Source organism: Caenimonas sp. SL110, assembly GCF_001044395.1.
Taxonomy (GTDB): Bacteria; Pseudomonadota; Gammaproteobacteria; order Burkholderiales; family Burkholderiaceae_C; genus Ramlibacter.
Genome location: NZ_JANU01000002.1, coordinates 45,937 through 72,573 on the forward strand (window position 1 = coordinate 45,937; position 26,637 = coordinate 72,573).

General features: G+C 64.7%; 24 protein-coding genes. 5 read left to right on the top strand and 19 right to left on the bottom strand.

All coding sequences use genetic code 11. The annotated features are described in order from the left end of the window. Nucleotides 1–10: 10 nt before the first annotated feature. Genes AQ12_RS21845 through AQ12_RS22900 form a run of 4 tightly spaced genes read right to left on the bottom strand, consistent with a single transcriptional unit; the run spans nt 11 to nt 4,113 of the window. Nucleotides 11–982, bottom strand: coding sequence for a glycosyltransferase family A protein (locus AQ12_RS21845; protein ID WP_053076489.1), 972 nt, complete (start codon nt 980–982; stop codon nt 11–13). Beyond that, on the bottom strand, nt 979–1,944 hold the full coding sequence (locus AQ12_RS00905; protein WP_048437962.1) for a hypothetical protein: 966 nt from the start codon (nt 1,942–1,944) through the stop codon (nt 979–981). The genes AQ12_RS21845 and AQ12_RS00905 overlap by 4 nt, the downstream gene beginning before the upstream one ends. Beyond that, nucleotides 1,941–3,134, bottom strand: coding sequence for a glycosyltransferase family 4 protein (locus tag AQ12_RS21850; RefSeq protein ID WP_053076490.1), 1,194 nt, complete (start codon nt 3,132–3,134; stop codon nt 1,941–1,943). Before AQ12_RS21850 ends, AQ12_RS00905 begins: the two co-directional genes overlap by 4 nt. Further along, on the bottom strand, nt 3,127–4,113 hold the full coding sequence (locus tag AQ12_RS22900) for a hypothetical protein (protein WP_161798964.1): 987 nt from the start codon (nt 4,111–4,113) through the stop codon (nt 3,127–3,129). Before AQ12_RS22900 ends, AQ12_RS21850 begins: the two co-directional genes overlap by 8 nt. Before the next feature lie 9 nt (nt 4,114–4,122). Between AQ12_RS22900 and AQ12_RS22905 the strand changes: the two genes are divergently transcribed. Next, nucleotides 4,123–5,490, top strand: coding sequence for an acyltransferase (locus tag AQ12_RS22905; RefSeq protein ID WP_048437964.1), 1,368 nt, complete (start codon nt 4,123–4,125; stop codon nt 5,488–5,490). Here the strand turns inward: AQ12_RS22905 and AQ12_RS00925 are convergent. The 13 genes from AQ12_RS00925 to AQ12_RS00985 form a co-directional block, all read right to left on the bottom strand. Continuing rightward, nucleotides 5,429–6,454 carry a glycosyltransferase family 2 protein gene (locus AQ12_RS00925; protein ID WP_082151339.1) on the bottom strand — a complete coding sequence of 342 codons (1,026 nt, stop codon included), beginning with the start codon at nt 6,452–6,454 and terminating at the stop codon, nt 5,429–5,431. The two genes, AQ12_RS22905 and AQ12_RS00925, sit on opposite strands and share 62 nt — an antisense overlap. After that, complete coding sequence (locus tag AQ12_RS00930; RefSeq protein ID WP_048437966.1) at nt 6,451–7,350, bottom strand: glycosyltransferase; 900 nt, start codon at nt 7,348–7,350, stop codon at nt 6,451–6,453. Before AQ12_RS00930 ends, AQ12_RS00925 begins: the two co-directional genes overlap by 4 nt. Before the next feature lie 23 nt (nt 7,351–7,373). After that, entirely contained in the window at nt 7,374–8,726 is a 1,353-nt protein-coding gene (locus AQ12_RS00935; protein WP_048437967.1) for a glycosyltransferase family 4 protein, read from the bottom strand. Further along, nucleotides 8,723–9,508, bottom strand: coding sequence for an FkbM family methyltransferase (locus tag AQ12_RS21855; RefSeq protein ID WP_053076491.1), 786 nt, complete (start codon nt 9,506–9,508; stop codon nt 8,723–8,725). The genes AQ12_RS00935 and AQ12_RS21855 overlap by 4 nt, the downstream gene beginning before the upstream one ends. Beyond that, nucleotides 9,501–10,835, bottom strand: coding sequence for a glycosyltransferase family 4 protein (locus AQ12_RS00945; RefSeq protein WP_048437968.1), 1,335 nt, complete (start codon nt 10,833–10,835; stop codon nt 9,501–9,503). Before AQ12_RS00945 ends, AQ12_RS21855 begins: the two co-directional genes overlap by 8 nt. Further along, the gene (locus AQ12_RS00950; protein ID WP_053076492.1) at nt 10,832–11,809 is read right to left on the bottom strand and encodes a glycosyltransferase family 2 protein; all 978 of its coding nucleotides are present in this window, start codon (nt 11,807–11,809) and stop codon (nt 10,832–10,834) included. Before AQ12_RS00950 ends, AQ12_RS00945 begins: the two co-directional genes overlap by 4 nt. A 37-nt stretch (nt 11,810–11,846) precedes the next feature. Beyond that, the gene (locus AQ12_RS00955) at nt 11,847–12,965 is read right to left on the bottom strand and encodes a hypothetical protein (RefSeq protein WP_048437969.1); all 1,119 of its coding nucleotides are present in this window, start codon (nt 12,963–12,965) and stop codon (nt 11,847–11,849) included. A gap of 36 nt (nt 12,966–13,001) precedes the next feature. Continuing rightward, entirely contained in the window at nt 13,002–13,718 is a 717-nt protein-coding gene (locus AQ12_RS00960; RefSeq protein ID WP_152682621.1) for a hypothetical protein, read from the bottom strand. After that, nucleotides 13,715–15,010 (bottom strand): ABC transporter ATP-binding protein, encoded by a 1,296-nt coding sequence (locus AQ12_RS00965; protein ID WP_048438120.1) that lies wholly within the window; start codon nt 15,008–15,010, stop codon nt 13,715–13,717. The genes AQ12_RS00960 and AQ12_RS00965 overlap by 4 nt, the downstream gene beginning before the upstream one ends. Nucleotides 15,011–15,017: 7 nt before the next feature. Next, nucleotides 15,018–15,869, bottom strand: a complete 852-nt coding sequence (locus AQ12_RS00970; protein WP_048437971.1) for an ABC transporter permease — start codon at nt 15,867–15,869, stop codon at nt 15,018–15,020. After that, a complete protein-coding gene (locus tag AQ12_RS00975) occupies nt 15,869–17,080 on the bottom strand; it encodes a glycosyltransferase family 4 protein (protein WP_048437972.1) in 1,212 nt (403 codons plus the stop codon). The genes AQ12_RS00970 and AQ12_RS00975 overlap by 1 nt, the downstream gene beginning before the upstream one ends. Beyond that, nucleotides 17,077–18,036, bottom strand: a complete 960-nt coding sequence (locus AQ12_RS00980) for a UDP-glucuronic acid decarboxylase family protein (RefSeq protein WP_048437973.1) — start codon at nt 18,034–18,036, stop codon at nt 17,077–17,079. The genes AQ12_RS00975 and AQ12_RS00980 overlap by 4 nt, the downstream gene beginning before the upstream one ends. A gap of 61 nt (nt 18,037–18,097) precedes the next feature. Further along, on the bottom strand, nt 18,098–19,057 hold the full coding sequence (locus tag AQ12_RS00985) for a GDP-L-fucose synthase (RefSeq protein ID WP_048437974.1): 960 nt from the start codon (nt 19,055–19,057) through the stop codon (nt 18,098–18,100). 119 nt (nt 19,058–19,176) lie between these two features. On the opposite strand from AQ12_RS00985, the gene AQ12_RS00990 reads away from it, so the two are divergent. From AQ12_RS00990 to AQ12_RS01005, 4 genes are all read left to right on the top strand, one after another. Beyond that, nucleotides 19,177–20,553, top strand: a complete 1,377-nt coding sequence (locus tag AQ12_RS00990) for a hypothetical protein (RefSeq protein WP_048437975.1) — start codon at nt 19,177–19,179, stop codon at nt 20,551–20,553. Continuing rightward, nucleotides 20,550–22,103 carry a lipopolysaccharide biosynthesis protein gene (locus AQ12_RS00995; protein ID WP_152682622.1) on the top strand — a complete coding sequence of 518 codons (1,554 nt, stop codon included), beginning with the start codon at nt 20,550–20,552 and terminating at the stop codon, nt 22,101–22,103. Before AQ12_RS00990 ends, AQ12_RS00995 begins: the two co-directional genes overlap by 4 nt. An 83-nt stretch (nt 22,104–22,186) precedes the next feature. Beyond that, complete coding sequence (locus AQ12_RS01000) at nt 22,187–23,215, top strand: glycosyltransferase family 2 protein (protein ID WP_255352431.1); 1,029 nt, start codon at nt 22,187–22,189, stop codon at nt 23,213–23,215. A 2-nt stretch (nt 23,216–23,217) separates the two neighbouring features. Continuing rightward, on the top strand, nt 23,218–23,997 hold the full coding sequence (locus AQ12_RS01005; protein WP_048437978.1) for a polysaccharide deacetylase family protein: 780 nt from the start codon (nt 23,218–23,220) through the stop codon (nt 23,995–23,997). Here AQ12_RS01005 and AQ12_RS01010 read toward each other — a convergent pair. Both AQ12_RS01010 and AQ12_RS22345 read right to left on the bottom strand, forming a co-directional pair. After that, entirely contained in the window at nt 23,966–24,877 is a 912-nt protein-coding gene (locus tag AQ12_RS01010; protein WP_048437979.1) for a glycosyltransferase family A protein, read from the bottom strand. The two genes, AQ12_RS01005 and AQ12_RS01010, sit on opposite strands and share 32 nt — an antisense overlap. Continuing rightward, the gene (locus AQ12_RS22345) at nt 24,874–26,622 is read right to left on the bottom strand and encodes a glycosyltransferase (protein WP_082151344.1); all 1,749 of its coding nucleotides are present in this window, start codon (nt 26,620–26,622) and stop codon (nt 24,874–24,876) included. The genes AQ12_RS01010 and AQ12_RS22345 overlap by 4 nt, the downstream gene beginning before the upstream one ends. Between the last annotated feature and the right edge of the window lie 15 nt (nt 26,623–26,637).

The window sequence follows — 26,637 nt, forward strand, 5'->3', positions numbered from 1 at the left end:
AGCAACATCGTCAACTGCGGCGCTCATCGAGCCATTGCGACAGGCGCCCCATCGCCTTCCAGCCAAGGAGTTGGGCACCGGCGCGATAGAGTTTGTAGTCGAGGGCGGAGGCCCGCCTCGGGCCGGCTGCTTCACGTGATAGCTCGACCAGGCGGCGCGATTCGTTGACGAGGCCGGCTACGCCGCACTGGCGCGCCAGAAGAAATAGCGCACGCGAGAAATGCTGCATCTCAGGCTGGTCGGCCGTGATGCCTGCCGTGCGGGCATGTCCCAGGACCAATTCATGCGCGAGTGCGCGGTCGCGCAACTTGGAAGGGTTTGTCGTGCTCCCATAACTCAGGTGCCTTTCGGGCTCATGGGCGCGCGTAATCGATACAAACGTGTCAGCAAAGCACACTCGAACCTTCAATGATGCGGCGCGTGTGTCGTACTCCCAGTCTTCCTCGCTCCAGAGAGTGGTCCACGGACCCAGGCGATCGGTCAATGATCGTCGATAGAGTGGCGTTTGCGTGACCCACCAGCGTCCCAGCAAAAACGCCGGAAAAAGCAAATCGTGTTTCTCTCCTGTGCGTCGATAGGCCCCAGGCTCGGGCGGTTGGCCGATCCAGGTGAACTGCGTCTTGCCGTAGGCGATGTCGCAGCCGGGGTTCTGGTCCAGTGCGTTGACCTGCGCCTGGAATTTTTCTGGAAGCAGCAGGTCGTCGCTATCGAGGTACTGGATGAACTCGCCTTGCGCCAGCAGCCGGCCCGCTTCGCGCGCGGCGCCTGGACCCGCGTTGTTGATGCGAGTCGACCTGACGAGCGCGGGGTGCTGGTCGATGAGCGCCTCAATCGTGGCGGGCGTGTCGTCGGTCGATCCGTCATCGACGATGATGATTTCGATGGGCCGGTACGTTTGCGCGAGGACGCTTTGCACCGCCTCGACCAGCAGCGCCGAACGGTTGAAGACCGGAATGATCGTGGAGACGAGCGCAGCCATCATTTGTCTCGCGCTCCGAATCGACGTCGCAACGCGTCCCACGCGGGCAGATACCGCTCGGTGATGCGTCCGTCCACGCAGGCGATCCAGCTGCCGTCGCCCAGCGGGTGGGCATCGATGTGATGCATGCCGTCGGCGTTCCAGCCTGATCCGCTGGCGCCGAGAATGGGCTCGCCGTCCGGGCGTTGCAGTTCTTCTTCAGCGAAGCGGTGCGCATCGAGTTCGACGATGCGAAATGCGCGCACCAGGCGTCCGTAGCTGTGTTGATAGTCCTGCGCGAAACGCACAAGCTGTCCGTCGTGCATCACCACGCGGCCGCCCGGACGAGATCGCGCCCGGTTGCCTTGCAGCACCGGATTGGCACCGTGCGGATGCCACGGTCCCTCGGGGCGGTCAGCGTGATAGATCGTCATCAGGTCCTGTTGCCGGAAACCTTCGTTGGCAAAGATCCACCACCGGCCCGCATGCTGGAACATCGTGGCGTCCGCGAATTTGCCGGGCAGCAGTTCGCACTCGAACTTCCATTCGTGCGGAAACGACGTGGCCTTGTAGAGACGAAGGCTGTTGGCCGCTGCGGACTCCGGCAGCATGTAGAACGCGCCATCCCATTCGAAGACCTGCGGATACGACAGGTGAAAGGGTTCAGCCAGCACAACCCGGTCGAAGGTCCATGACACGCAGTCATCGCTTTGCGCAAGACCGATCTCGCCGCGCCCGGACTGCAGGTTCTCGATCTCGAAGAACATGTACCAGCGGCCTGCGTGCTGCACCATGAACGGGTCGGCCACACCGCTGGCCCGGATGCCGCGCAAGGAGGCTGTCGAAAGCGCGAGCCCGCCCGGCAGGTCAGGGTGCGGGGTCAGCTCGGTCGGGCTCGCTCCGGTGTAGATGCCAATCGACCAGTGCGCTCGCGAGGCGGGCTTGAAGAGCCGGGCATAGCTGGCCAGGCGGGAGAGCAGCGTCATCCACGCCCCCTTCGCCTTGGTGCGTTGTCAATCGCAGTGAGTGCCAATGCTTCCAGCTGCTTGCCAATCGCAGGCCAGCTGAAATCCTTGCGCGCACGAGCCCATCCTGTGGCTCCCAGCAACGCGAGGTGTTCGCGCGAAGCGGCCGCACGGGACAGGGCTTGCTCCAGCGCGACTGCATCCCCCGGCGTCGCCAGGTGACCGTTCTGTCCGTCCGCGACCATGGACGGAATGCCGCCGATGTTGCTCGCGACGACAGGCGTTCCACACACCATCGCTTCCAGGATGACAAGCGGCAACGCTTCGGATAGCGAAGGAAGGCACACGATGTCCGCGCGGCGGTAGCGCGCGCCCAGTTCTTGCCGAGGCACAGCACCCAGGAACTTCGCGTTGACGCCTAGCGACCGCGCCAGCATTTCGAGGTGGCTTCGTTCAGGGCCATCTCCTGCCAGGACCAGCTCGATGCGATGCGATGTGTGTGAGGCTGCCGCTTTCAGCAGGCCGTCAAGGCCCTTGATGGGCAGGAGGCCGCCGACATAGAGCAGTTGCAGTGTGTCGTTGACAAGAAACTCCCCGGGGATGCGCGGATGCGTCTCGCGCAGCCCGATGGTCTCGGGCTCGATGCCATGCGCAATCAGGTGCACGTGAGCGGGCGGCGCGCCGTGCTCAATTGCGGCTTCCGCGATTGCCGGACTGATGGCATGGATGGCATCGGCGACAACATGCGTGCGGCGCGTGGCCCATCGATACAGGGCCGTGAGATCCCATGTGTAGGTGCCCGGCGGCCGCTCGAAGATATTGCCGTGCACGGTGATGATCACGGCGGCGCCCAGCCTGGACCGCAAGGGACCGGCCACGAGTGCGGCGATCGTGTGGCCGTGGCACCAGATCGCATCGACCGGGCCTTGCGCTTGCAGTTCGATGATGGCCTGTCGGGCGGCCCATGCGAATGACAGCTCGTTGGGGACGTGGCAAAAGCGTCGCAGCCAGTCCCAGCGCACAGGGCGCACGATCGTTCTTCCGATGTGGGCAGGAAGGTCATGGGGAACAGATTGCGTGACCACATGCACCTGGAATTGGCTGGACAGCAAGTGCGCGTGGCGCAGCGCTATGCCCGCAACGCTTGCGCCGCCTCCAATGGCGGGCGCGACGATGACGATGCGCTTGCGCGATTGGAGCGGCTCAGTCAACCCAGTGCACTCCGTCGCCGCCGCGCAAGGCATTGGCCATCCATGAAACGTTGGTCGTGCGCGAGCCGATGAAAAAGCGCGCGTCGCGCATCAGCTCCAATTGCGCGAAGAAGCGCAGGGTTTGCCGTCGGCGCTCGCTGGCAGGCAGGCTGCTGAAGTCGCGATGAACGTATCCCTTCGATGCGGGATCGGTCAACGTCAGCACATTGAAGTCCGGCAAGGCCTTGCGCACCTCGTCCACCACGCTCGCGTCGTCGGTTGCCAGGAACAGGGTGCGCAGCGAGCCGGCGTGCTGCGCAATGGCCTGAACGTAGCGTTGCACGCCCACATAACCGTGCTCCATGAGCTTGTCTCCGCGACGCACGCAAATGGCGAAATAGCTCGAAGACTCGGGCAGCAGGTTCGCCTGCTCCTTGATCTGCCGGACCTCGCGCAAGGTCTGCGCGTTGTAGCGCCACAGGACTTCAATCAGGGCCTGTCGGTCCTTCAGGAAGTCGTTGGCGGCGATGCCGCGCTGACCCTGTCCGGTGACTTGGTCCAGCGCGTCGAACGAAAAGTAGTCGGACGCAGGCTGCACGGTTGCGCGCAGCCACGCGCCGGCAAACGTCTTGAGAAACGGCAGGCGGCGGGCGTAGGGAAACGCGTGCACATTGAGCTTGTCCAGCAACGGCCCGCGCGCCTCTTCGCAAAACGGCTCGAAGTAGTCGGTCCAGCCGCGCGCCGTGATGAAGCCAACAGGCCGGCGCACTTCGCCAAACCTGAAGCCAACGTCGTTTTGCAGGCACCACATCAGCTTGCCCACAAAGCCCAGGTAATCGGCACCGAAGCCCGCGCTCCGGTCGCATCCGAACGAGTACACCAGCGTGCGGTCCTTGCCTGTGACCGCGTCGCGCAAACTTTGTGGGGTGAGACCCTGGAATCCACTCATGATCTGCGAGAACGGGGTACTGCCATAGGTGTGTCGGATTGTGAACGACAATTCCCCGCGATGACAACGTTGCACAGCGCCGATGATCCGAGGCAAACGCGCCATCGAAGCCTTGACGGTCTGCGCGGCGTCGGCGCGCTTTGCGTCATGGTGCATCACTTCATCGCGGGCTTTCTTCCGGCTGCCTACTTCGGTGCGAAGGGCGTCAACACCAATGCATTCCAGGACTGGCTGGCCGGTTCTCCGTTGGTGGTTTTCTACAACGGCTCTTTCGCTGTCCACGCATTTTTCGCGCTGTCCGGTTTTGTCATCGCCCAGTCGATGTCGCCCAACGCAGTGCCGTTGACACTGCTGGTGGGCAGGCGCTACTTGCGGCTCGCCGTTCCGATGCTGGTGAGTGCATGCCTGGCCTTCGTGCTCCTGAAGGTGTTCGGTGACTCGTCGCGTGCAGCGGCCCAGGTGGTTGGAAATCCGTGGCTGCAGTGGTATCACAACCCTTCCCCTACCTTTTTCCAGGCCGCGTGGGACGCCGTGTTCAACCCGTTCCGATTTGGGGAGTCGAACATCAACCGCGTCCTTTGGACCATGCGGGTCGAGCTGTTCGGTTCGATCGCGATCTACCTTGTTTACAGGTTGGTGCCGCGGCAGGCGGTGGTGCCGTGCCTCTTCGCCCTGCTTGTGCTGACGATTCCCGCGCGATTCGGGCTAGGCGCTTACATGGGCATGGCAGGTGGGGCCTTGTTGTTCGAAGCGCACGCGAGCGGCCATCTGGACAAGTTGCGCGCGGGGCTTCTCGGGCCATTGCTGATCGTTGCCGGTTTGCTGCTCGGCGGCCGCGCGGCGCGCGATCCGGCAGAGACACACTTCTACGTCTTGCACCAGGCGCTGTCGGTGGTTGCGAGCTCGTTTGAATTCACACTCGCGCTCGGCGCCATTTTGCTGCTGGCGGGTGTGCTGCTCACGTCGGGCGCGCATCGGTTCCTGGAGCGGCGCGTTCCGCAGTTCCTCGGGCGGATTTCCTTTGCGCTGTACCTGGTTCACATCCCGTTGATGACGACGCTGGTCACCTGCGTATATCTCCTGTTGCCCGCAACTTCCGCCCGCTGGCTGTTCGCGCTGCCGGTCTATCTCGTTGCAGCATTTGGCGTGGCGTGGCTCATGACGCGGTTCGTCGACGAGCCGCTGACCCGTCAATTGCGGCGCGTGAAGGAATTTCCGGCCCAGACCTGGTTGCGCGTCTTGCACGCCGTGCTGGCGGCGCTGCTGGTCGGGTTGGTGGGATGGCGGCTGCGGGGCGACGTGCTGTCCATGTTGGTTGCGCTCGTCGGTTATGCCGGCGTGTTCCTCGTCGGCCAGCTCTTGTTGGTCAGGCGGCCTGCCGCAGTTTCCTCAGCGCCTCGATCCGCTCGCGAGGATCGACTGCCCTGAGTTTCTGGTAGTGCAGGGCCGTCTGGTACTGCGCATCGCGCTTGCCTGGTTGCGCCGCATGCCACAGGTGCACGATGGGTAGATAAGCCCAGGGCCACACCCGCAGCGTCTGCGCGCGCTCCCAGAATTCGTTGTCTTCGCCGCCCCATCCGATGAACGATTCGTCCATGCCGCCGATGCGCTCGAACGCGTCGCGGGTGATCGCGATGCTGCCGCCTGCTTCCAGGTTTTGCACGATGGTTTCGGGCGCTGCATCCAGCAATGCGGCCTGGCCCTCAAAGATGCGTCGTGTGTGATCCGCATCGAGGTAGAACACGAAGCGCTTCAGGTTCACCACGTGGTAGCCCTGGGCCATGCGCGCTATGACCTGCGCCGCATAGTCCACCGGCACCAGCATGTCGTTGTCGTGCAGGATCACGATGGGGGCCCGCGCTGCGTCGGTACCCGCGTTCAGCGACCACGAGCGGCAGTAAGGCACGCCGGCGTCGGCCGGCGGTGTGTGGACCAGGCGCACCCAGTCGGGCAGGTGCGGCGCGAGCGTGGCCTGCACGTCCTGTTCGACCACGACACATTCGATGCGCGCGCCGTCCTGGGCGGCAATGCTCTCCAGCGTTGCGAGCAGGTGCGGCAGCCGCGCTTGCCCGCGATGTCCGATGACGAAGCAGACCTGCGGCTGTTGCGATGTGTCTGGCGTGAAGGTCTTCGCGCGGCGCACCGGATGCGCGTGGAGCGCCCGGCGCATCAGCGCACGACCGAGGGCGGGAACGTGTTGCGGTGCATGCAGTTCGCGGGTCCATTCCCAGTCGCAGCGATAGCCGATTCCGTCCGGGCCGGGGTCCAGCCGCTCATCGCGGTTGCGTGCGGTGAGCCAGGCACCCGCGCCGCCTGCGAGCGCAGGAAGATAGACAGGCAGGTCCTTGACCAGCACGCCCATCAACGTCCGTGCTCGCCGCAGGGCTGTCATGCGATCTCGCGCACCGGCAGGCCGCGCGGTTCACGCTCGGGGATCGCGGTGTCGGGCAGGCCGACCTGGCCGGCCTTGAGGTCCGCCAGGAACTGGCGCGAACGCTGGCCGATGTAATCCAGCGGGATCAGCGACTTGTCCGGCTGCTGCGCGGAGTGCTCGTTGTCCAGTTGCCGCTCATACCAGTTGTGATAGTGCGTCACTTCGCCATCGATGCTGTAGAAGTTGCCCAGCCCGTATTCGAGGTGCGCCAGCTCGTCGTCCCAGCAGCGCACATCGGGTCGCGGCACATACAGCGCCTGTTCGATGTGGCGCGAGGTGTGCACCTTCATCGGCTGCCAGCCAAAGCCATGCTGCGCCAGTTCTTCGGGCAGGTAGTGCGTCACATTGGCCGAGTAGAAGTTGACGATGCGCTGCGGCATCTTCATCTTGAACCGCTGCACCCACCGCACCTTGCGGATGCGGCGCAGCGCCTCGGTGCGAAAGAGCATGAACGAGCTTTCGGGCTTGTCCTTGCCCCAGGGGCGCGTGTAGGGGCCGCAGCCGATGTCTTGCGGTGACACCAGCGCCGTCGATGGCGTCATCCTTGCCCTGCACAGCTCAAACCACTTCGGGTTCAGCAGCAAGGTGTCCGCGTGGATGAACAGGGTGTACGGCGCATTCGACCAGTGCAGCATCTTGTTCAGTGCGTCGGGCAGGCTGTAGGCGCGTACCTCGACGCGGCAGCCGTGCGCTTTGGCAATGGCCGCCGTGGCATCGGTGGATGCGTTGTCAAGCACGCCGACCTGGTAGTCGATGCCGGCGCAGGTCGCTTCGATCTGCCGCAGGCAGGGTTCGAGAAAGAGGGCACTGTTCCAGGTCGGAATGGCGATGAAGAGTTCGGGTTTGGAGCGCATGGGGCGAGGTTCAGGGTGCTGCTTCATTGTCGGGCGTTCTCGGGCGGATGGCGCTCGGGCCTGTCGATGCGGGCCGCACGCTGCATCAAGTCGCCCTCGGGCATGGCGCTGCCGGTGTGCGGCCATTCATCGCCCGCATCGGCGTGTTCGTACCGGATGCCCATCGCGGCGCGCAGGGTCTCGCCTGCTTGCGCACCGAGCAGGCGGTCCAGTCGGCCTTGCGGCGCGGCGCGCGGTTGCGATGGGGGGCGCGATGCAGCTGATGGAAGCGGCGGCAGATCGCGCGCCCGTTGCAGAGCTTCGGCCCAGCTGCGTATCGATGCTGCAACGGTGTATCTGTGCTGCACGAGTTGCTGGCCTGCAAGTGCGATGGCCGCCAAAGTTTGCGGCTCGCGAGCCAGTGTTGCGAGGCATGCGGCGGCATCATCTGCAGAACCGGTCTCGAAATGGAGGCAGTTGATGCCGTTTTGCAATGCGCCTTCGAGGCCAGAGCCCACATAGCGGCTCGTGACAAGAGCAACCCGCGCGGCCATCGCCTCCCATGCCACCAGCGGGCCGGTCTCCCATTCGGAGGTGACGAGCAACACGTCGCTCGCCGCATAGACGCGGGCGATCTGGTCTGCGGGCAGGGCGCCGATGTGCTGGACGCGGCCCGACTGTATCCACGGCGCGAGTTGCGCAAGCAGCGCGTCTCTATCAGGACCGTCGCCTGCCAGGGTCAACTGCCAGTCGACACCCCGCGCATCGAGCCGCGCCGCAATCGCTGGCAGGTCGGCGGTGCGCTTTTGCGTGTTCTCCAGGCGGCCGATCCATGCGATGCGCAATGGGCCTTCGCGTGGTGTGCGGTTCAGCGAGGCGAGGGTGTTTGTATCGACGCCGCAGGGGGCGTAGAAGGCGCGTTCGGCAGGGATGTGCGCGACCTCAATGCACAGGCGAGTCGCGAGCATGTTCGTTGAGATCACCGCATCGATCACATCGGCTTCGCGCGCCAGGTCAGCCAGCAGGTCGGCGGCAATCGCATGCAGCGCCATCACCGCCTTGATCTGCTGGCGTTTGGCGCGCACTTCGCGCACGGCGGCGTATACGTCGACGATGTTCACGGCAACGACGATCTCTGGCTTCTGTTCGGCCAGCACCTTCGCGATGGCTCGCACGCGACCTTGCGCGCTTCCGGTCGGGTTTGAAATCTGTCGTGCGCTGAGACCCGGATGGCCAGAGAGATAGGCAGCGGCGTCGTGCCTCGGGCCGGCGGTCAACGCCAGCTTCGCAGGGATGCCCAGCGACTTCAGGCCGGGAACGAGGTAGTCCAGCCACACGGCCACGCCGCCCAGCGGATAGGCGGACGGCGCGATGAACAGCACGCCGCCGGGCTTCATTCCTGCAGGCTGACGTAGTGCCGCGCGCCCGTCGGATCTGTGGGCGGTGCGAGCTCATTGCGCCTGAACAGCAGGTCGGTTTCGACCAGCACCCGGTTGCCCTGATGCCAGGCCCTCATGTGCATCAGGTGAAAGCCCTGTTCTTCCATGAAGACGCAGACCTCGGCAAACGATGGCGCGCCGATGTACAGGCGCTGTATGCCCACCTCCACCAGCACGTGATCGATGCGGGCCAGCGTGGACCGCGCACCCTTGAGCACTTCGAGCTCGAAACCCTGCACGTCTATCTTGAGCAGGTGGACGCGATCGATGTTGTGCGCGGCGCAGTAGTTGTCGATGGAGGTGACCTGCACGCGGCGCGTCGAAACTTCGCCCGTGCCGTAGTGGATGGCATCCCAGGCGGACTGCTGCGGCTGCAGGAACGAATTGGAAATCGTCGAACCTTCCAGCACATTGAATGTGAGTTCGGTGTCGCTCACGCCCAGCCCGCGCGGCACCAGGTGCACGCGGGGGTCGTTGCCATACGAGGCCATGGCCGCATCGAACGATTCCTTCGTGGGTTCGAAGGCATGCACCACGCCCTGCGGACACCAGTCGAGCCAGCAGTGAAAGAACCAGCCGTGGTGCGCGCCCGCATCGAGCACCACATGCGGCGTGGTCACCGGGCCGATCATGGACAGCACATCCCAGTCGGCGTGGAGCTGCGTCTCGGGCCGCCCGAGTACACGCTTGATCTGCTTTTTGGCGGCAGGTGGAACGAGTGCGCGAAGGGTGTCAAGCATGGGGGGCCATTTCGGGATCAGCTTCAAGCAGGTCGAGACGCGCCGAGAAGGCGGCGCGGTCGTGGGGGTCGGTGCGGCCGGGGCTGTAGCGCGGCCACTCCTCGTGAGCGTCGGCGCCAGCCAGCGGCCGGTTCAGCGCACCGCGCAGCAGGTCGTGCAGCCACTGCGCGATCGAGATGTCGTGGCTTTCGAAACCGGCAGGCGCAGGCTTGGCGGGCTGGGAATGGATCGCCTGCAACGCAGCGATCCATCGGGTGGTCATGAGCTCCAGCGTGAGTTCTGCATGAGCCGTGATGCGGCCCTGCCGGCCGATGTTTGTGAGCAGGCCCTGGCCGTGCGCGTGGGCGAGCAAGGTCGCTGCCGTCTCGGGCTGGCCGATCGGAAACACCAGCGCGTTGTCGCCGTGCCGCAGCAGGCCTTCGCTGCGCAGTCCGCGGTAAGCCGTGGTGAGAACGGCGGCGCCGTGCATCATGGCTTCCCAGGCGACCAGCGGCCCGGTCTCCCAGTCCGATGTGATGAGCAACGCATCGAGCGACGGATAGAAATCGTTGTGCAGCTGCGCCGGGTCCAGCGTGCCGACAAAGCGCACACGGCCACCCTGCACCTGATCGGCAAGCTCGTGTTCGAGCGTCGGCTGCAGATCGCCCTCGCCTGCAATGCGAAGCTCGTAGGCGGGCATGTCGATGTCGAGCTGACGGCAAAAGCCGATGAGGTCTGCTGCGCGTTTCTGGTTTTCGACGAGCTTGCCGCAGTAGCCGATGACGAGCCGTTCGCTGCCATGTGATGTGCGGGGTGTGTGCGGTGCGTGCAGGGGTACGGCCACGCCCGCACGTATGTGATGGCTTCGATCGGCAGGCCAGCCGGCCCAGGCTTGCAGGGCCTGCAGCATCAGCCGGTTGACAGAGATGACGGCGTCGATTGCATCGGCGTTGCGCGCCACCGCCTCGAAGGCCCACACCTCGTTTTCATGCAGCGGGTAGACCAGCCGGATGTTGTCGCCCGCGAGCTTTCGGGCCTGTGTGGCGGCGAGTGTTTCGTGAACCAGCACCGGCACCACGATGTTGGGCCGCAGCGCCTTCAACGCCTGCTCCAGCGCGCGGATGCGGCCGCGTGCGGTGCCCGATGGCGAGCGCACGATGACATGCGGCACGGCTTCGAGTTCAGGAAAGGCGGTGAGGTAGGCCTGTGCGTCGTGAAACACGGGGCCGTCGACATAGGCGAGCACGACATCGACGCCACTGGCGATGAGGCCTGTGCACAGGTTGGCGAGCCAGCGCTCGACGCCGCCGCGCACGGCCGCCGTCTGCGTGACGAACAGCACCTTCATGGCAACTGCGCGCGCAGCGACAGGGTGCGGCGCACGGCACCCCAGAACATGCGTTGGTTCATGACGCGCGGCCACAGGAACGCGCTGGTGGCAAGGCACTTGAGCCGCGCAGCAAGGCCCCGGTGGTCCAGGCATGACGCCATGAGTTCCTGTGCCCGCTGCGCGCGGCGCTCACGCTCCAGCAGGCGCTGCGCCCATGGCAACGGCGTGTAGTGACGCCAGATCGTTTCGTTCTCGCGGATCATCACATCGGGGATGGTGGCCGTCTTCATCTCGCTGTGCATGCGATGGCCTGCGGCAAGAATCGAAGGGCACGCGATGTAGGCCTGCTGCTCGAAGATGGCGCGAAGAAAGAAGTCCTTGTCGAAGCAGAAATTGAATGCTTCAGGAAAGCCGCCGAGCGCCGTGTGCAGCTTGCGGTTCCAGAAGGTGGATTGCTGCAGCAAGCTGGTGTGCGTGGTGAGCCAGTCGGTCAGGCGCGGCGCGTCGGGTGGGGCCCACGGGCGCGGGCTGCCGTCTTCTGTTGCGCGCGCACCCATCACCTGGTCAACGCCCGAGCCGAAGTACTGGCCCGAGCAGCACACGAGCGTGGGGCGATGCTGCTGGCGGAATTGCTTCACGACTTCGCGCAGCGCGCCGGGCAGGAGGATGTCGTCGCTGTTGATGTAGCACAGGATCTCGCCGGTGGTGTGCCCGAAGCCCTTGTTGATGGCGTGCGTCTGGCCGCGGTCAGGCTCGCTCACCCAGTAGGTCAGCGATGCTTCGTACTTGCGGATGATGGAGACAGTTTCGTCAGTGCTGCCGCCATCGATGATCACGTATTCGAGGTTGGGATAGTCCTGCATCAGCACCGAGCGGATCGTCTCCTCGATGTAGGGGCCCTGGTTGAAGCTGGGGGTGACGATGCTGACTTTGGGCCATGCGGTATCGCCTGCCGATGCGGCGCGCGAGGTGACGGCGGGGGATGCTGGCATGGCGATCAGGGGTTGGGCAATCGGCTTGGGGTCGCCGTCAATTCTGGCGGGCCTGGTTGCTCGCGTCCAGCTTGCGCAGGGCTTCGACGAGTCGTGCGTGATGCCCGGCAGCGTCGATGAATTCGGTTGCGCAACGCAGCGCGTTGGCTTTCATCTCGGCAAGGCGGCCGGCGATGGTGCCGATGGCTGCGACAAACTCATCAGCGGTATCGACCAGCACGCCGCAGTCGTAGTCTTCAATGAATTGAAAACTGGCTTGCCTGCTGGCGATCACCGGAACGCCCATCGACAGGAACATGCACAGCCGCTGCGAGGCCGTGCCCATGTTGATGAACTGCGGCGCGTCCTGCAGGTAAACGACGACGCCGATATCAGCTGCGGCCATGCTGACCGATGGAAAGGTCCAGCCCAGCGGCCCCGGCTCGATCACCAGTCGCTCGTGTCCGTCCAGCCACGGCAGCAGGCCCGCGATGGTGGGATCGTGCGGAACCACTTGTCCCCAGAACCATGCGTCGGTGCGCTGGGCCAGCGCCTGCGCAAACCAGGCCGCGCCGTTGCCCACACTGAAGACGCCCGAGTAGCACACGACCAGCGCATCGGGCGGCATGCCGCGCTCGCGGCGCAAGGCTGAGCGGTCGCCCGGCGCAGGTGGCGTGACGAAGCTGTTGGGCATCACGACAAAGGGGTGCGTGGCGTCCAGCCCCGCGTACTCGCGCTGGATGGCGATGCGCTCGGGCGTATTGACGATGGTGAGGTCGGACGCGCGCATGCCGAACCGGCACAGCGCCTTCCAGCGGTTGCCACGCATGCCGCCGGTGCTTCCGTTCTTGATTTCGTCGGCCATGGTCACGCACCGTCGGCGATACAGGCGGGCCAGCAGTCCGGCCACGGCCATCGGGTCTTCGGTGGTGCCGCAAAACAGGTCGTAACGCAGCCACGATGCGCGCAGCATGTTCCTGGCCATCCATTGATAGCGGTATTCAACGTGGTGGGCGCGCACCCGGGGCCCGAGATGGGTAACGTCCAGAGCGGGATCGCTCGTGTAGATATCGACCTCGTAGCCCAGCTCCAGCAGCGCAGAGACGAGCGCGCGGTTGGGCGGGCCATCCAGGAGGTAGGGCCAGCTGATGAAGTGGGCTGCGCGCTGATTGCTCAATGGAGGACCGCTTCTGTCACAGGTGGGCGATAGGTGTCATGCCGGCTCGACCTGGTGCTTGCGCATGCTGGCGAGCGAATCGAGCTTGTCGGCAACAGCGCCCTTGCGTGCAAGCACGAGGCAGCCGCGCTTCGCACCGGTTTCCTCACCGGAGGGCGCGCTCGGGAAGAACACTTGCAGCGCATGGCGTTCAACTGTGCCTTTGACGTAGCCCAGGTCGAGCACCTTGCCGGGACCGTAGTCATCGTAGGCATAGCCAGGGTCGCCTTCGACCTTGAAGTCGTCCACCATGACGGTTGCCTGCCAGGGAAACGAATAGATGATCTCCAGCTCCTGCGCGAGCGGCAGGTCTTCTTCCCAGTGTGCGTCGAGATAGAAGAAGGGCGCCCGCTTCGTGCGATGCAACTGCTCGCACAGGCGCTTCAGATGAACGCGGCTGTCGCCCCTGAGCAAGGTCACCCCGCGATGGAGCAGCAGCCGCGTGCGCGAGTAGCCCCATTGCTTTGCCGATTGCTCCATGGTGTAGAGCGGTGCATCTGAAAGCGCGGCCAATGCGAGCGTGCTCGTTGCCCGATACGTTCCGGTTTCGAACACCGCATCGGGCTTGATGGCCTCGAAGATTTCGCGCACCTGGTCGGACCGGCGCAGTTGGCCGTTGAAAGGCCCGCCCCAACTCTTGCGGGTCTCGGGAACGGTCAGGAACTCGATTGCGCCCTGCAATTCAAGCGGCAAGGCGGCGATGACGCGATTCACAGCGAGGGGTCCTTGGTTTGAGCGGTTGGCGCAGCGCCAGTCTCCCATCGGTGGGGGGCGACGAGCAGGTATCTCGATGATTCCGGTGCCTGGCCGGAATGGAAAACGTCCCGGGCAGCGACGTTGAGGATGGCCTGGTCGAGGCGGTCCACGATCCAGCGCACACCGGGAATTGCAATACCCGCACCGATGCGAAATGCACCGGCAGAAAAAGGAAACTTCTCGAAGACGCAGTCGTAGAACGATTCGCCCACGCTGATATCGACGGGCACTGTGTGGTCGGGCTGCGTGGAGGTGAGGATCAGCACCGTGCCGTCAAGCGCTGCCACCTGGAACACCACCGATGCCCCAGGCAGCTCGACGCTGGACTTGATGCGAATGCGAACCCGCAGGAAGTCGAAGGTTGCGACCGACGGGACGAGCTCGCCGGCTTCGTTGAGCAATTCGATTCGCTCGATGTCGGTATCCAGCGTTGCGTCCGGGGCGAACACGATCGGGTTGGCTTCGTCGCTGAGCGTGAAGCTGCGTATGTAGCTGGAGAACACTGTCGCGATATCGGAGTCCATTGCAACAGCGCCCTGGTCCATCAGGATCGCGCGCGTGCAGAGCTTGCGTACGGCGGCCAGGTTGTGGCTCACGAAGAACACGGTGCGACCGCTGGAAGCGACTTCATGCATCTTGCCCAGGCACTTCTTCTGGAATGCCATATCGCCCACTGCAAGAACTTCATCCACGATGAGAACGTCCATCTCCAGGAAGGCCGCAACGGCGAACGCGAGCCGTACATACATGCCGCTCGAGTAGCGCTTGACGGGTGTGTCGATGAATCGCTCGACTTCGGCGAACGCGACGATCTCGTCGAACTTGCGCGCCACTTCCTTTTGCGACATGCCCAGGATCGCGCCATTGAGAAACACGTTTTCACGGCCGCTCAGTTCCGGGTGAAAACCGGTGCCGACTTCAAGCAGGCTGGCAAGGCGGCCCCGAATTTCGATGTGCCCACGCGTAGGCGCGGTGATGCGGCTCAGGACTTTGAGAAGCGTGCTCTTGCCCGCTCCGTTGCGCCCGATAACGCCGATGACTTCGCCGGGGTAGGCTTCAAAGGACACATCTCGCAGCGCCCAGAAAGACGAGGGTCCGGAGTTGCTGGCGACCGGCGATGTCGGGTTGCGACGCGACGCGGGCAATCGCAGCCAGTGACTCAGCAGGTCATAGAAAGTGCCGTGCCGCTCGACCTGCTGGCCGACCATGTACTCCTTCCACAGGCCCTCTACCCGGATCGATGGCGGCATGCTCATTTCAGATGATGTCGGCAAAGCGCCGCTCGACCTTCTGGAAATAGGCGACCGCCACGACGAACGCCACGGACACGATGGCCATCGAGATGGCCAGGCCCGCAAGGTCGAATGGCTTGCCCAGGAAGACCGACCTGAATCCCTCGACCAGTCCTGTCATCGGGTTCAGGTAGAGCAGCCATCGCCAGCGTTCGGGAACCATGGACACCGGAAAGATCACCGGCGTGACGTACATCCACAGCTGCACCAGGAAAGGCGTCAGCTGCGTGAAGTCGCGATACGCCACCGTGAGGGCCGATAGCAGCGCGCCGACGCTCAGTGCAGCAAACACCACGGCCAGGATCAGCAGGGGTGCGGCCAGCAGGTTCCAGGACCATCCGACGCCGTACCAGACCATCATCAGCAGCAGGATTGCCATGGAGACAAGCAGGTCCATGAGACCGGCCCCGACCGATGCGATCGGAATGATCAGGCGTGGAAAGTAGATCTTGCTGACCAGGTGCGCCGAGCCGACAAGCGAATTGGCCGACGAGCCGATGGCACCCGCGAAGAAGGTCCAGGGCAGCAGCGCTGCGTAGAGGAACACCGGGTAAGGAAATCCATCCGAAGGAATTTTGGCGAAGTGGCCAAAGATCACGCTGAAGATCACCATGGTCAGCACCGGCCTGAGGATGGCCCAACCGGCACCCAGTACGGCTTGCTTGTATCTGACCTTGATGTCGCGCCGGGTGAGCACCCACAGCAGTTCCCGATAGGCCCACAGCTCGCGCCAGTCCACCGTGCGCCAGGCCTTGGGAGGCTCGATGCGCGTCACGTGCTGGTGGTCGAAGGGGGAGTCAGCTTCTACGCCGGCCATCAGGAAGCCAATTGCGGAAATGTGGTGCGGAGTGCATGGAGAAATACTGCTTCCGTGCGGGAATTCGTGTAACGGTCATCGACCATGCGGCGAGCCTTTTCCGACATCTTCGCTCGCAGCGGCCTGTCCCCGATGATAGAGGCGATCGCGCTTGCCATCGACGGCGGCCTGGCGTCCGTCAGATACCCGGTCTCACCGTCAATGACAAATTCCTGCGGGCCGCCGCATCGGGTCGACACCACCGGAACGCCGCAGGCCATCGCTTCGAGCGCGGCGATGCACAGGCCTTCCTGGTGGGACGGCAGGGCGAACACATCGAGCGTCTGCATCAGGTGCGCCAGTTCCGTGCGCGAGAGCTGTGCGGGCAGCACAACCTGTTGCCCAATGCCGAGGCTTTCAATGGCATCCAGGATCGGCTGGCTGGCAGCGTCTCCCATGAGGACCAGTGTGGCGTCGTGTCCTTGTTGCCGCAGCAGCGCCACGCTTTCCAGAAGAAGGCCGATGTTCTTGCGTGGGTCGGTGAAGCGGCCCGCGAAGCCGATCCGGCCGACGGTGGCAGGCGCGGGCGAAAGCGAGAACAGCGTCGTGTCGACTGGAACCGGCAGCAAGGTCGTCTGGAATGCCGTGCCGACAATCTCGGCCAGGCGCTGCGCGGTGTACTCGCTGAGCGACAGGACGTTGGCTGCGGTCAGCAGGCGTTTTTCCAGTCGGCGGATCACCGGTCCGTTGACGCTTGCATCCAGGCATCGGCGCACCATCGGGAAGCCTTTGACGCGGTCCTTGCGGTCGCCGTCCCAGTCGGTCGCGACCCAGGCGAGGTAGCGCCTGTCCGTTTGCTGGAAAGGCGTCGCAGCGAGCACGTTTCCAGAGACGGATATCTGCGCATCGCAACTGTCCATCAACGCCTTCCACTGCGCCGTTGCTGCGTAATGAGTGAACTCCAGCTCGGGCAGCCACGCGCCGAAGGCATGCGTTTCAATGCCCGCGTAGGACTCGGTGCGGCTGGAGCCGATGCCCCGCTGCCCGAGGCGATACAAGGGCACCGAGAGCTGCGGGTGTGTGCTGTAGGGCGCGTAATGCGCAAGGACGGGCTCCATGCCGTTGCGTGAGAGGCAATCCACCGCAAACCGGGTCATGGCATCCACGCCGCCCAATCCGGGGGCGGCAGTCGACACCAGGACCCTGGGTCGCGCAGCCGGTGCGTTGCTCAAGCCGTTTCCAGCAACTTGTCGAAGTACTCGATCGTCTTCTTCAAGCCTTCGTCCACCTCGATCGCCGGTGTCCAGTCCAGGTGCTTGCGTGCCAGCGATATATCGGGCTGGCGCTGCAGCGGGTCGTCGCTGGGCAGCGGCTGCTGCACGATGGTCGAGCGCGAGCCGGTCAGGGCGATCACTTTTTCTGCCAGCTGCCTGATCGTGAATTCATTCGGGTTGCCCAGGTTCACCGGGCCGGTGAATCCGGCGGGCGTGTCCATCAGCCGCATCAGGCCGTCGACCAGGTCATCGACATAGCAGAACGACCGGGTCTGGCTGCCGTCGCCGTAGATGGTGATCGGCTCGTTCTTCAGGGCCTGGATGATGAAGTTGGACACCACGCGGCCATCGTTGGGGTGCATGCGCGGGCCGTAGGTGTTGAAGATGCGCGCGACCTTGATGTCCAGCTGGTGCTGGCGGTGGTAGTCGAAGAACAGCGTCTCGGCGCAGCGCTTGCCTTCGTCGTAGCACGAGCGGATGCCGATCGGGTTGACATTGCCCCAGTAGCTTTCGGTCTGCGGATGCACAGCCGGGTCGCCGTACACCTCGCTGGTCGATGCCTGCAGGATGCGGCACTTCAGGCGCTTGGCCAGGCCCAGCATGTTGATCGCGCCGTGCACGCTGGTCTTGGTGGTCTGCACCGGGTCGTGCTGGTAGTGGATGGGGCTGGCCGGGCAGGCGAGGTTGTAGATCTGGTCGACTTCGAGGTACAGCGGAAACGTCACGTCGTGCCGCAGGAACTCGAACAGCGGATTGGTGTGCAGGTGCGCGATGTTGCGCTTGCTGCCGGTGAACAGGTTGTCTGCGCAGACGACTTCGTTGCCTTGCGCGAGCAACCGGTCGATGAGATGCGAGCCCAGAAAGCCTGCGCCGCCTGTGACGAGAATCCGCTTTTGCGGGTTGTAGTTGCGCATGGTGGGTGCCTGGGTGCCTGGTGTGGTCGGGGTACTGCGGTGCTGCTGTTGCTGCCGGCGGCTATCGGGCGGTTCCGGCCATGAAGTCCGCGTATGCCAGGGCAAGGCCGCGTTCAAGGTCGACTTGCGGTTGCCAGCCCAGCGCATGCAGTCGGGTGCTGTCGATGAGTTTTCGCGGTGCGCCGTCGGGGCGTGTGGCGTCGAATTCGACCTGGCCGGTGTAGCCCACGACGCGCGCCACGGTGTGCGCCAGCTGCGCAATGCTCACGTCCGATCCGTAGCCGACGTTGAGCAGCGCCTGCATGGGGCGGGTGCTGGCCTTCCAGTCGTCGGGCGCGAGATTCATGACGTGCACAGACGCTGCGGCCATGTCGTCCACGTAGAGGAACTCGCGGCGCGGCGTGCCGGTGCCCCACACCGCAACGCTGGGCGCGGCGGCCAGCTTGGCTTCGTGGAAGCGGCGCAGCATGGCCGGCACGACGTGGCTGTTTTCAGGGTGGTAGTTGTCGCCGGGGCCGTAGAGGTTGGTCGGCATGACGCTGCGATAGTCGGTGCCGTATTGCCGGTTGTAGCTTTCGCACAACTTGATGCCCGCGATCTTGGCGACGGCGTACGGCTCGTTGGTGGGTTCGAGCGCGCCGGTGAGCAGGGCGTCTTCGGTCATCGGCTGCGGCGCGAGCTTGGGGTAGATGCAGCTGGACCCCAGAAACAGGAGCTTGTTCACGCCGTGGGTGTAGGCCGCGTGGATCACGTTGGCCTGCACCATCAGGTTGCTGTAGATGAATTCGGCCGGATAGGTGTTGTTGGCATGGATGCCGCCCACGCGCGCGGCTGCCAGATAGACCTGGTCGGGGCGTTCGGCCGCGAAGAAGTCCATGACGGCGCGTTGGTCGGTGAGGTCGAGTTCGGCGCGCGGCTTGACCACGAAGTTGCTCCGGCCTTGCGCCTTGAGCCTGCGCAAAATGGCGCTGCCGACCATCCCGTTGTGACCTGCTACAAAAATCTTGGGTTGGGATGTCATCGAATTTCACTTTATTACACTACCCGGCCTGCCGCAACGACGAGGCTTGGCAGGCGACTGATTGCCCCCAGTGTGGCGGATTCCCACAACACAAGCTCAAGCCGACTATATTGCCAGCAATGCCGCCAAACCCCGCACTGGTCCGCGCACTTGCCATCGCGCTGGTCGCCGCCGCCGTGCTGAATGGTCTGGGCTTCTATCTCAAGCGAGTCGGCTTGATGGATTACGACAAGTACCGCGGCTTCTGGTCGGTGCATTGCCATTTCGATGTCGATCATCCTTCGCTGGCAAGAGAGCGCCAGTGCGCTCACCACACAACGCCACCCGAGATCCTGGCGGCGCGCAATTGGCACGACGGCGATGACCACTATCGCCACGTTTATGAGGTGCCGCCTTCCCAGCGATGGTTGAAGCTTGCGAAGGATCTGTTTTTTGTCACGCTGGTGGGTCTGGGGGTTTGGTTCGCAACGCGATCGGGCGAGTTGCGCAGGCGCATCGCGCAGCCGGCGTTCGTGTTGTTCGTGTCGTATCTCTCGCTGCTGCTTGTGACATCCCTTCTGGTCAATGGCCTTGTGCCGGCTGCGGCGGGTTTCAGGTCGCTGTTTTTCGTGGGCGTTGCGCTGACTGCCGGCTGGCTGGTGCCACGCCTGCATGTGTTTGCAGTCGCTGCGGCGGCACTGATCGCGGTGGAACTCGCTGCCGTCCCGTTCGAGCTCTGGAGGGGCATCCACCTGTTTGGCCAGTGGTCGTTCCTGGACCTGGCTCGTCGGGCCTCGGGCACGCTGGTGCAGCCCAACAGCCTGGGCGTTTTTGCGGTTTGTTCGCTCGCGTTCTACTTCTGCTTTGCGCGCGGCAGGCGGGCGGTCGTCACGGCGCTGTTGTGCGCAACTGCGCTATTGCTGGTGCTGGCAAGCGGCTCCGGCACGGGCCTGGCGTGCTTTGTCGCCACAGCCTTGTTGATGGGCTGGCTGAAGATGCCCGGGCGCCTGCGCATTCCGGCTGCGGTGGCTGGGGTCCTGCTGGCGTTCGCGGCGGCGTTGGCGCTGCCTTCCATCACCGGCCGCATCGACATTTTTGATTCGCTCTGGGGACCGGAGGGCCGTGTCGAAGGCCTTGCCGTGGCGCTCTTTGATCGGGGCTGGGTGCAAACAGCGTTTGGCAGCGGCATCGGGATCAACACGAATTTCGTGCGCAATGTCCTGGATGCTGGCGGCCCTGTTGCGGCGGGGCTGGTTCCGGTTGTGGCGGCGCTGCCTTTCGATTCGACACTCACCGCGTTGCTCTTTCAGGGCGGACTCGCTGGCGCGGTGATGTTTTATGTCACGCTGCTGTGGGCATCGCGCCGCGACCCGGTGGCCATGCCGTTTTATGCGGCGGTCGCGATTTGCAGCCTGACGATGAATGTGATGGAGCTGTTTCCCGTCAATGCGCTTTTGGGCCTGGCGCTGGCGCACAGTGCGGCGGCCGTCCGGTCACGAGGCACTGCGCCGGCATGACGGCCGAGCGCAGTCTTGTGCCTGCGCGGGCTGCGACGTTCGCGGTGGTTTCGCGCGTGCTCAGCATGGCGCTCGGCCTGCTGACGCTGCCTTTTCTGATTCGCTATCTGGGCGGCGATGGCTTTGCGGCGTGGGCCCTGCTGCTGGCAGTGGCTGCGGGTTGTTCGCTGTTCGAGATCGGGCTGGGCCTGCCTTCAACGCTGCTGCGTTTTTTGAACGGACCCCGGCATAGTCGCAATCCCCAGGAGCTGCGGCGGCTGTTCGGATCGTTCTGGGTCCTGCTTGCGATTTCGATGTTGCTGGGGGCGCTGGTCGTCATCGGCATCGCCGGGCCTTTTGCGCACTGGCTCGGCATTCCCGCGAGCCCGCTGTTCGCACCTCATGAGCTGGTTTATGTCGTCTTTGTCGCGGTCGCCCTGCGGGCATTCCTGCAGACGTCGACCCTGGCCTTGATCGCCGACGAGCGGTTTGCGCTGGCGTCGGGCGTCTCGATGGCCATCCCGCTCGGCTCCAATATTGCTGCCATCCTGGCGGCCCAGCAGACGGGGCGCCTGGACCTGACGCTGCTGGCGTTCTGGGGTGCGCAGCTGGCGGTGCTGGTGGTCGTCTTCGTCCGTGCGCGCGCCCTGGCAACGCCGATGTTCACCAGGGCCGCATTTTCCGCGTCACGGATGCGGGAGATCGCCATCTATTCCATCGCGAACCAGATGGATGGATGGGCGCACTTCATCAACTTCCAGTTCGACAAGTTCATCGTGGCAGGTCTTGTCGGCCTGTGGGGTGTGGCGCCTTATGAGGTTGCCAACCGGGCCGTGGCGGCGCTGCGCAGTGTGCCGGCCAGCGGCGCGGAGACCTTGCTGCCCACAGCCATTGCGCAGGGCCTTCAGGGCGATCATGCGTGGGGCTGGTACCTGACGAGCACGCGTGTTGTTGCCTACGGTGTCTGCCTGTTCCTGCTGGCGCCCCTGGCGGTTTCGCCCGTCTTCCTGTACGCCTGGACCGGCGAGATGGGTTACGTGGCGCGTGGTGTTTTTGTTGCGCTGTGCCTGGGGGCCGTCACCAGTGTGCTGGCGCTTCCGGCCGCCACGATGGCGCAGGCCGCGCGTCGGCCGGACTTCCAGGCGCGCGCGGCCTTGCTGTCCATTGCGCTGAACGTGCCGCTCAGCCTGTACCTGGTGCTCAACTGGGGGTTGCTGGGCGCGGCGATCGGCACGGCCACGGCCATGTCGGCCAGTGCGATCCGGCTGGTGGGCTCGGTGCATCTGCACTTTGGCCGTCCGCTGCGCGAAACCCTCATCCTGCTGTCCGGGTTCTGGCCGCTGGTGCTGGTCTGCCTGTGCTGGGGTGGGGTGACCTGGTGGGCTTTCGACGCGTGGTTTGGCACGCTGGACAGGGCGAGCCGCTTCGCCCGCGCCACGCGCATCCATCCGGGCATGGTGGCCGTGCTGTCTTATGGCGCGCTCGTGACCGCATTGATCGCCATCGAGTTCATGCGCGGACGGATATCCCGGGAGCATCGGGAGGCTGTCCGCCGCCTGCTGTTGCCATGAGCCTTTTGGCTTGAGGGGGGTACCGTTCTGCGGTACCCTGCAAGCTGTTTGCCCGGCCGCTGGAGCTTTCGATCAACCCCGCCATTACCGTACTTGTCTGCACCCGCGACCGACCGGTGGAGCTCGACCGCTGCCTGGCGTCGGTGCGGTGCCAGGACTTTGATGACTTCGAGGTACTGGTGGTCGACAGCGCCTCGCTGGGCGCAGAGGCGCGCGACATTGCGCAGCGCTGGGGCGCCCGCTACATCCGGGAACCGCTGCCAGGGGTCAGCCGGGCCCGCAACCGTGGCGTGGGAGCGAGCCAGGCACCGTTGATCGCGATGATCGACGACGAGGCGGTGGCCGATCCCTCATGGCTGACCCAGCTGCTGCGCGAGTTCGCGGACCCGCAGGTCATGGCAGTCGCAGGCAGGATCAAGGCGTTCGAGCCATCCACGGATGAAGAGCGCATTTGCGCTGTGCTCGGCGGCGCGGATGGCGGGCTGGAGCGCCAGGTGCTGGACCGCTCATGCCCCCAGTGGTTCGAACGCGCCTGTTTCGGCGGTGTGGGTTGCGGTGCCAACCTCGCCTTCCGGCGCGAGGCGTTCGCGGTCTGGCCCGGTTTCTGCGAATCGCTGGGCGCGGGCGCCCGCATTGTCGGGGGCGAGGAGCATTACGCATTCTTTGGCGTGGTCGAGCGCGGATACAGCGTGGTGTATTCGCCCACCGCTGTCGTGAGCCACCCTGTGCCCACGTCGATGCAGGCCCTGCAGCAACGGCATCTGCGCTATCTGTCGGCCTCGGTCGGCTACATCGCACTGCTCTTTGCGCAGCAGCCGCTCTACAGGCGCAAGGTCGCAACGTATCTGGTCGAGGCCCTGCGGGGTACGCCCAGAACGTGGCGGTCTGGCGGGGCCGCCCCGCGTGTTCGTCTTGCGCCGCGCTGGAAGTCGGCCCTGGCCGTCTTGTCGGGGCTGCGGAGTTTTCTGCTCGACCGCCTGGACCGGTCGGCACCGCCGCTGAAGCCGGGCGGAGCGCGGCCGGCGGTGTCTCCTGCAGCCAGCAGCAACGCCGACCCTCATGAACCAGTGGACCGTCGGCGTTCCGACGTGGCAACGATCAAAGGCGCTTGAGCGTGTTGCACGCGCTGGGCGGTCACGCTGCTTGCCTGGTCGCGCTGCACAGCTTGTCGCAGCCGCAGACGCCTCGGGAAGCAAGGTTCTATCTGCCGGCTCCACGCTTGCGCCAGTTTTTGCGCACGGCCGGTTGGCTGGGCATGCGGCACGCGCATCCCGATGCCTTCCTGGCGGGCAAGCTGCCGCGCAGGAGTCTCATCCTGACGTTCGACGATTGCTACGACGATCTGCATCAGGAGCTATTGCCGATCATGCGCGAGGAGGGCTTCTCGCCGCTGCTGTTTGCGGTGGCCGGCCAGCTCGGTGGCTCCAATGTCTGGGACCAGGAAACGGGCATGCGGCCCCGGTCGCTCATGACGGTGGCGCAGCTTCGGGAGATGCAGCAGGCCGGGGCCGTGATCGGCGCGCATTCGGTGTCGCATGCGGCGCTGCCCACGCTTGGCGTTGACGCGATCACGCGCGAGGTGCAAGACTCCAAGTCGCGCCTTGAAGACGCCCTGGGCAGCCGCGTTGACTGGTTTGCCTATCCCTATGGCGAAGTCGATAGCCGGGTGCGTGCGGCTGTTGAAGAGGCCGGCTTCAAGGCCGCCGTGACGCTGGCGCCCGGGCTCGATACGGGCGGCGACAGGCTCGGCATCCGGCGCGTGGAGTTGACCTCGAACGACACCTTGCCCGACATGGTGAGCAAGGTGCTGACCGGCAAGGACATCCGGCGGGGCCTGCAGCGCAGGGCGCGTGCGCAGTGGCTCAGGCTGTCCGGCCGCGCATCAACCTCTTGAGCGGCCGGGCACGGCTGCGAAGCGCCCGATACAGCCGCCACGCCAGCGGGTGACGATAGCGCCAGGTCGCTGATCTGGTTTGCCGTTGCAGGTGCGCGTCGTTCAGGCCGTTCGAGCGCATGTAGTGGTCGAACCATGCAAAGAAGTATTCCCGCACCGCCTCCTGCTTCTCGTCTTGCAGCAGGCGAGCCGACATGGACCGGGAGTGGATGCGGTATCGGTCCCAGCATTGGTCCGTGACGTGCACGGGATAGCGCATGAAGATTCGGGAAAGAAAGGCGATGTCTTCCCAGGCCGAGTTGTCGCCGCTGAATTCCTCGGCAAAGCCGCCAACGGCGCGGGCGGCATCCACCCGGATCATCAGGTTGGACGGGCAGGGCGAGCCGCAGGGGCCGAATGGGTAGGTCAGCCGCCTGAGTTCGGGTGGGGCATAGGTTTTGGGTCCAGGCGCCAGAGTGGGTGTCGAGTCGGGCTCGGGGTCGTCCGGGTTCCAGCTGCGCCAGTACTCGCTCGGCCCCATGAGCATGGCGGCTTGCGGATGCTGGTCCAGCAGCTCGACCTGCCGAGCCAGTTTGTCCGAATGCCACACATCGTCTGCGTCGAGCAGGGCGATGTATGGGCCGCGCGCCTCTTGCAGGCCGAGGTTGCGGCTGGCGGGCAGGCCGCGATTGATGCGTCCTTCATGCGAGAGCACGCGAACACGCAGCGGGTCGGATGCGCGTGCGCGCTCGATGATGCCGGTGCTCGCATCGGTCGATCCGTCATCGATCAGCAGCAGCTCCCAGGCATCGAATGTCTGCGCCTTCACGCTCGCTATCGTTTCTTCGAGGAAGGGCGCGGCGTTGAAAACCGGAACGATGATGGACACGCGTGGGTTCATTGCAGGCTGCGCGGCGTGTGGGTGTCTGGTTTGAACAGTCGTGCGAATTCGCTCCAGCGGCCGGCTTCGCGAAGCGCGCCGTGCAGCGCGAACAGCGCGACCTTCGCCGACTGGAGCTGCTGCTCGCGGCGGGCCGCCTTGTCCGATGAGGCGACGAGCCTTGCAGCCAGCATCAGCGCGTCGATGGACCATCCGGTCAGGCGCGGAAAGTTCGACGCCGCCGCCGACATCCTGCGTTTCCAGGGCGGGGCGGCCAGCAGCTTGCCGAACGTAGGGCGCACACCGATGAGTTCGGGGTGCTTGCGATGCAGGCGCACCAGCGCCGCGCCGCCTTCGATCCAGTCGTGGCGCATCTGCACGGCGCCCTTTTGCCATGCGTGCGATGTCTGCGCGTCGGGCGCAAACACAAAGCGGACTGCGCTGCGCCACAGGCGCAGGCCCAGTTCCTCGTCGAACCTGCGCCGCGCGAAGTTGGCTGTGTCGAATCCGCCGACTGACGCAAACAGCTCGCGTGAGAGCGAGGTGTTGGGCATCAGCACGGCATCGCCCGGCCAGATGGGTGTCGGGTCGTTCATCAGGCGGCTGAACTTCACATCGAAGCTGGCGGCCAGCTGGCTGGAAGAGAAATCTTCGCCCGGTCCCGATGCGAGGATCGGGCCGAAGACGACGCTCGCGTCGCTGCGTTGCGCATGCGCGGCAAGGTGAGCGGACAGCAGCGTCGGTGGGCAGTGCATGTCATCGTCGATGAACAGCACGATGCGCCCGGTGGCGGCCCGCACGCCCGCATTCATGGATGTGGCCTGCCCCAGATTTTCTGGTTGCTCCACCACGGTGAGCCGGCAGGCGGTGTTCAGGCCCTTCAGCATAGCCCCGGTGCCATCGGTGGAGCCATCGACGACGACGACGATTTCATGGCGATGCGCATCCAGGTCTTGTGCGCATAGCGATGTGATGCATTTCGCCAGGGCATGACTGCGGTTGTAGGTCGGTATCACCACCGAGATGTCCACGGGCTTGCGCTCGGGGTCTGCCTTCACCGCGCGGATCGTGATGAGCATTGGAAACGCGTCGTCCACATGATTGAGTTCGCGCGTCGACAGCTCTTGCGCCGCCATGCCCGCAAGGAATGCGATGCAGGTCAGGACATTGCCATGACCTTGCACGCTGACCTGGCCGGGCCCAAAAACTTCCGTGAACAGCCGTTCGGCCGAGGCAGGTGTCATGCGCCACTGGTCTGCCTTGCTGTCCGGGTCGATCCGGCTGACCGCAGGAATCGTGGCGAGCAGCACGCCCCCGGGCTTGAGCATGCGGTGCGCGTGGTGCAGGGCGCCGCGCAGGTCGTGGATCAGGTGCAGCGTCTGGGTGAGCACGAAGCAATCCATCGCGTCGGATGGCAGTGCATCTGCAGCGGCGAGGTCGGCGACCAGCGTTGCCAGCGGATTGGCCGCGGCTATGTCGAGCACGTCGGAGCGGGTGACTGCGGTGCCGAACCTCTGCGTGTATGCCGGGCTTTGCACCTCCAGCACCCGGCCTGTGATATCGCTTCGGTGCTGCGCCAGGAAGCGCTCGATGTAGAAGCGATCGACGGCGTTGCCGCGGTCAAAGCCCCAGATCGGGCTGATCGGTGTCGTGCGGCGAAGCGTGCCCATGAAGGCGGGGCGGATCACGCGGCGTATCCGGTGCCGGGTGCTCACGCTGAAGGTGCGCCGAATCCATTGGCGAATCCATTGGCGAAGAGGTTGCATGGACGGAGAGGGCAC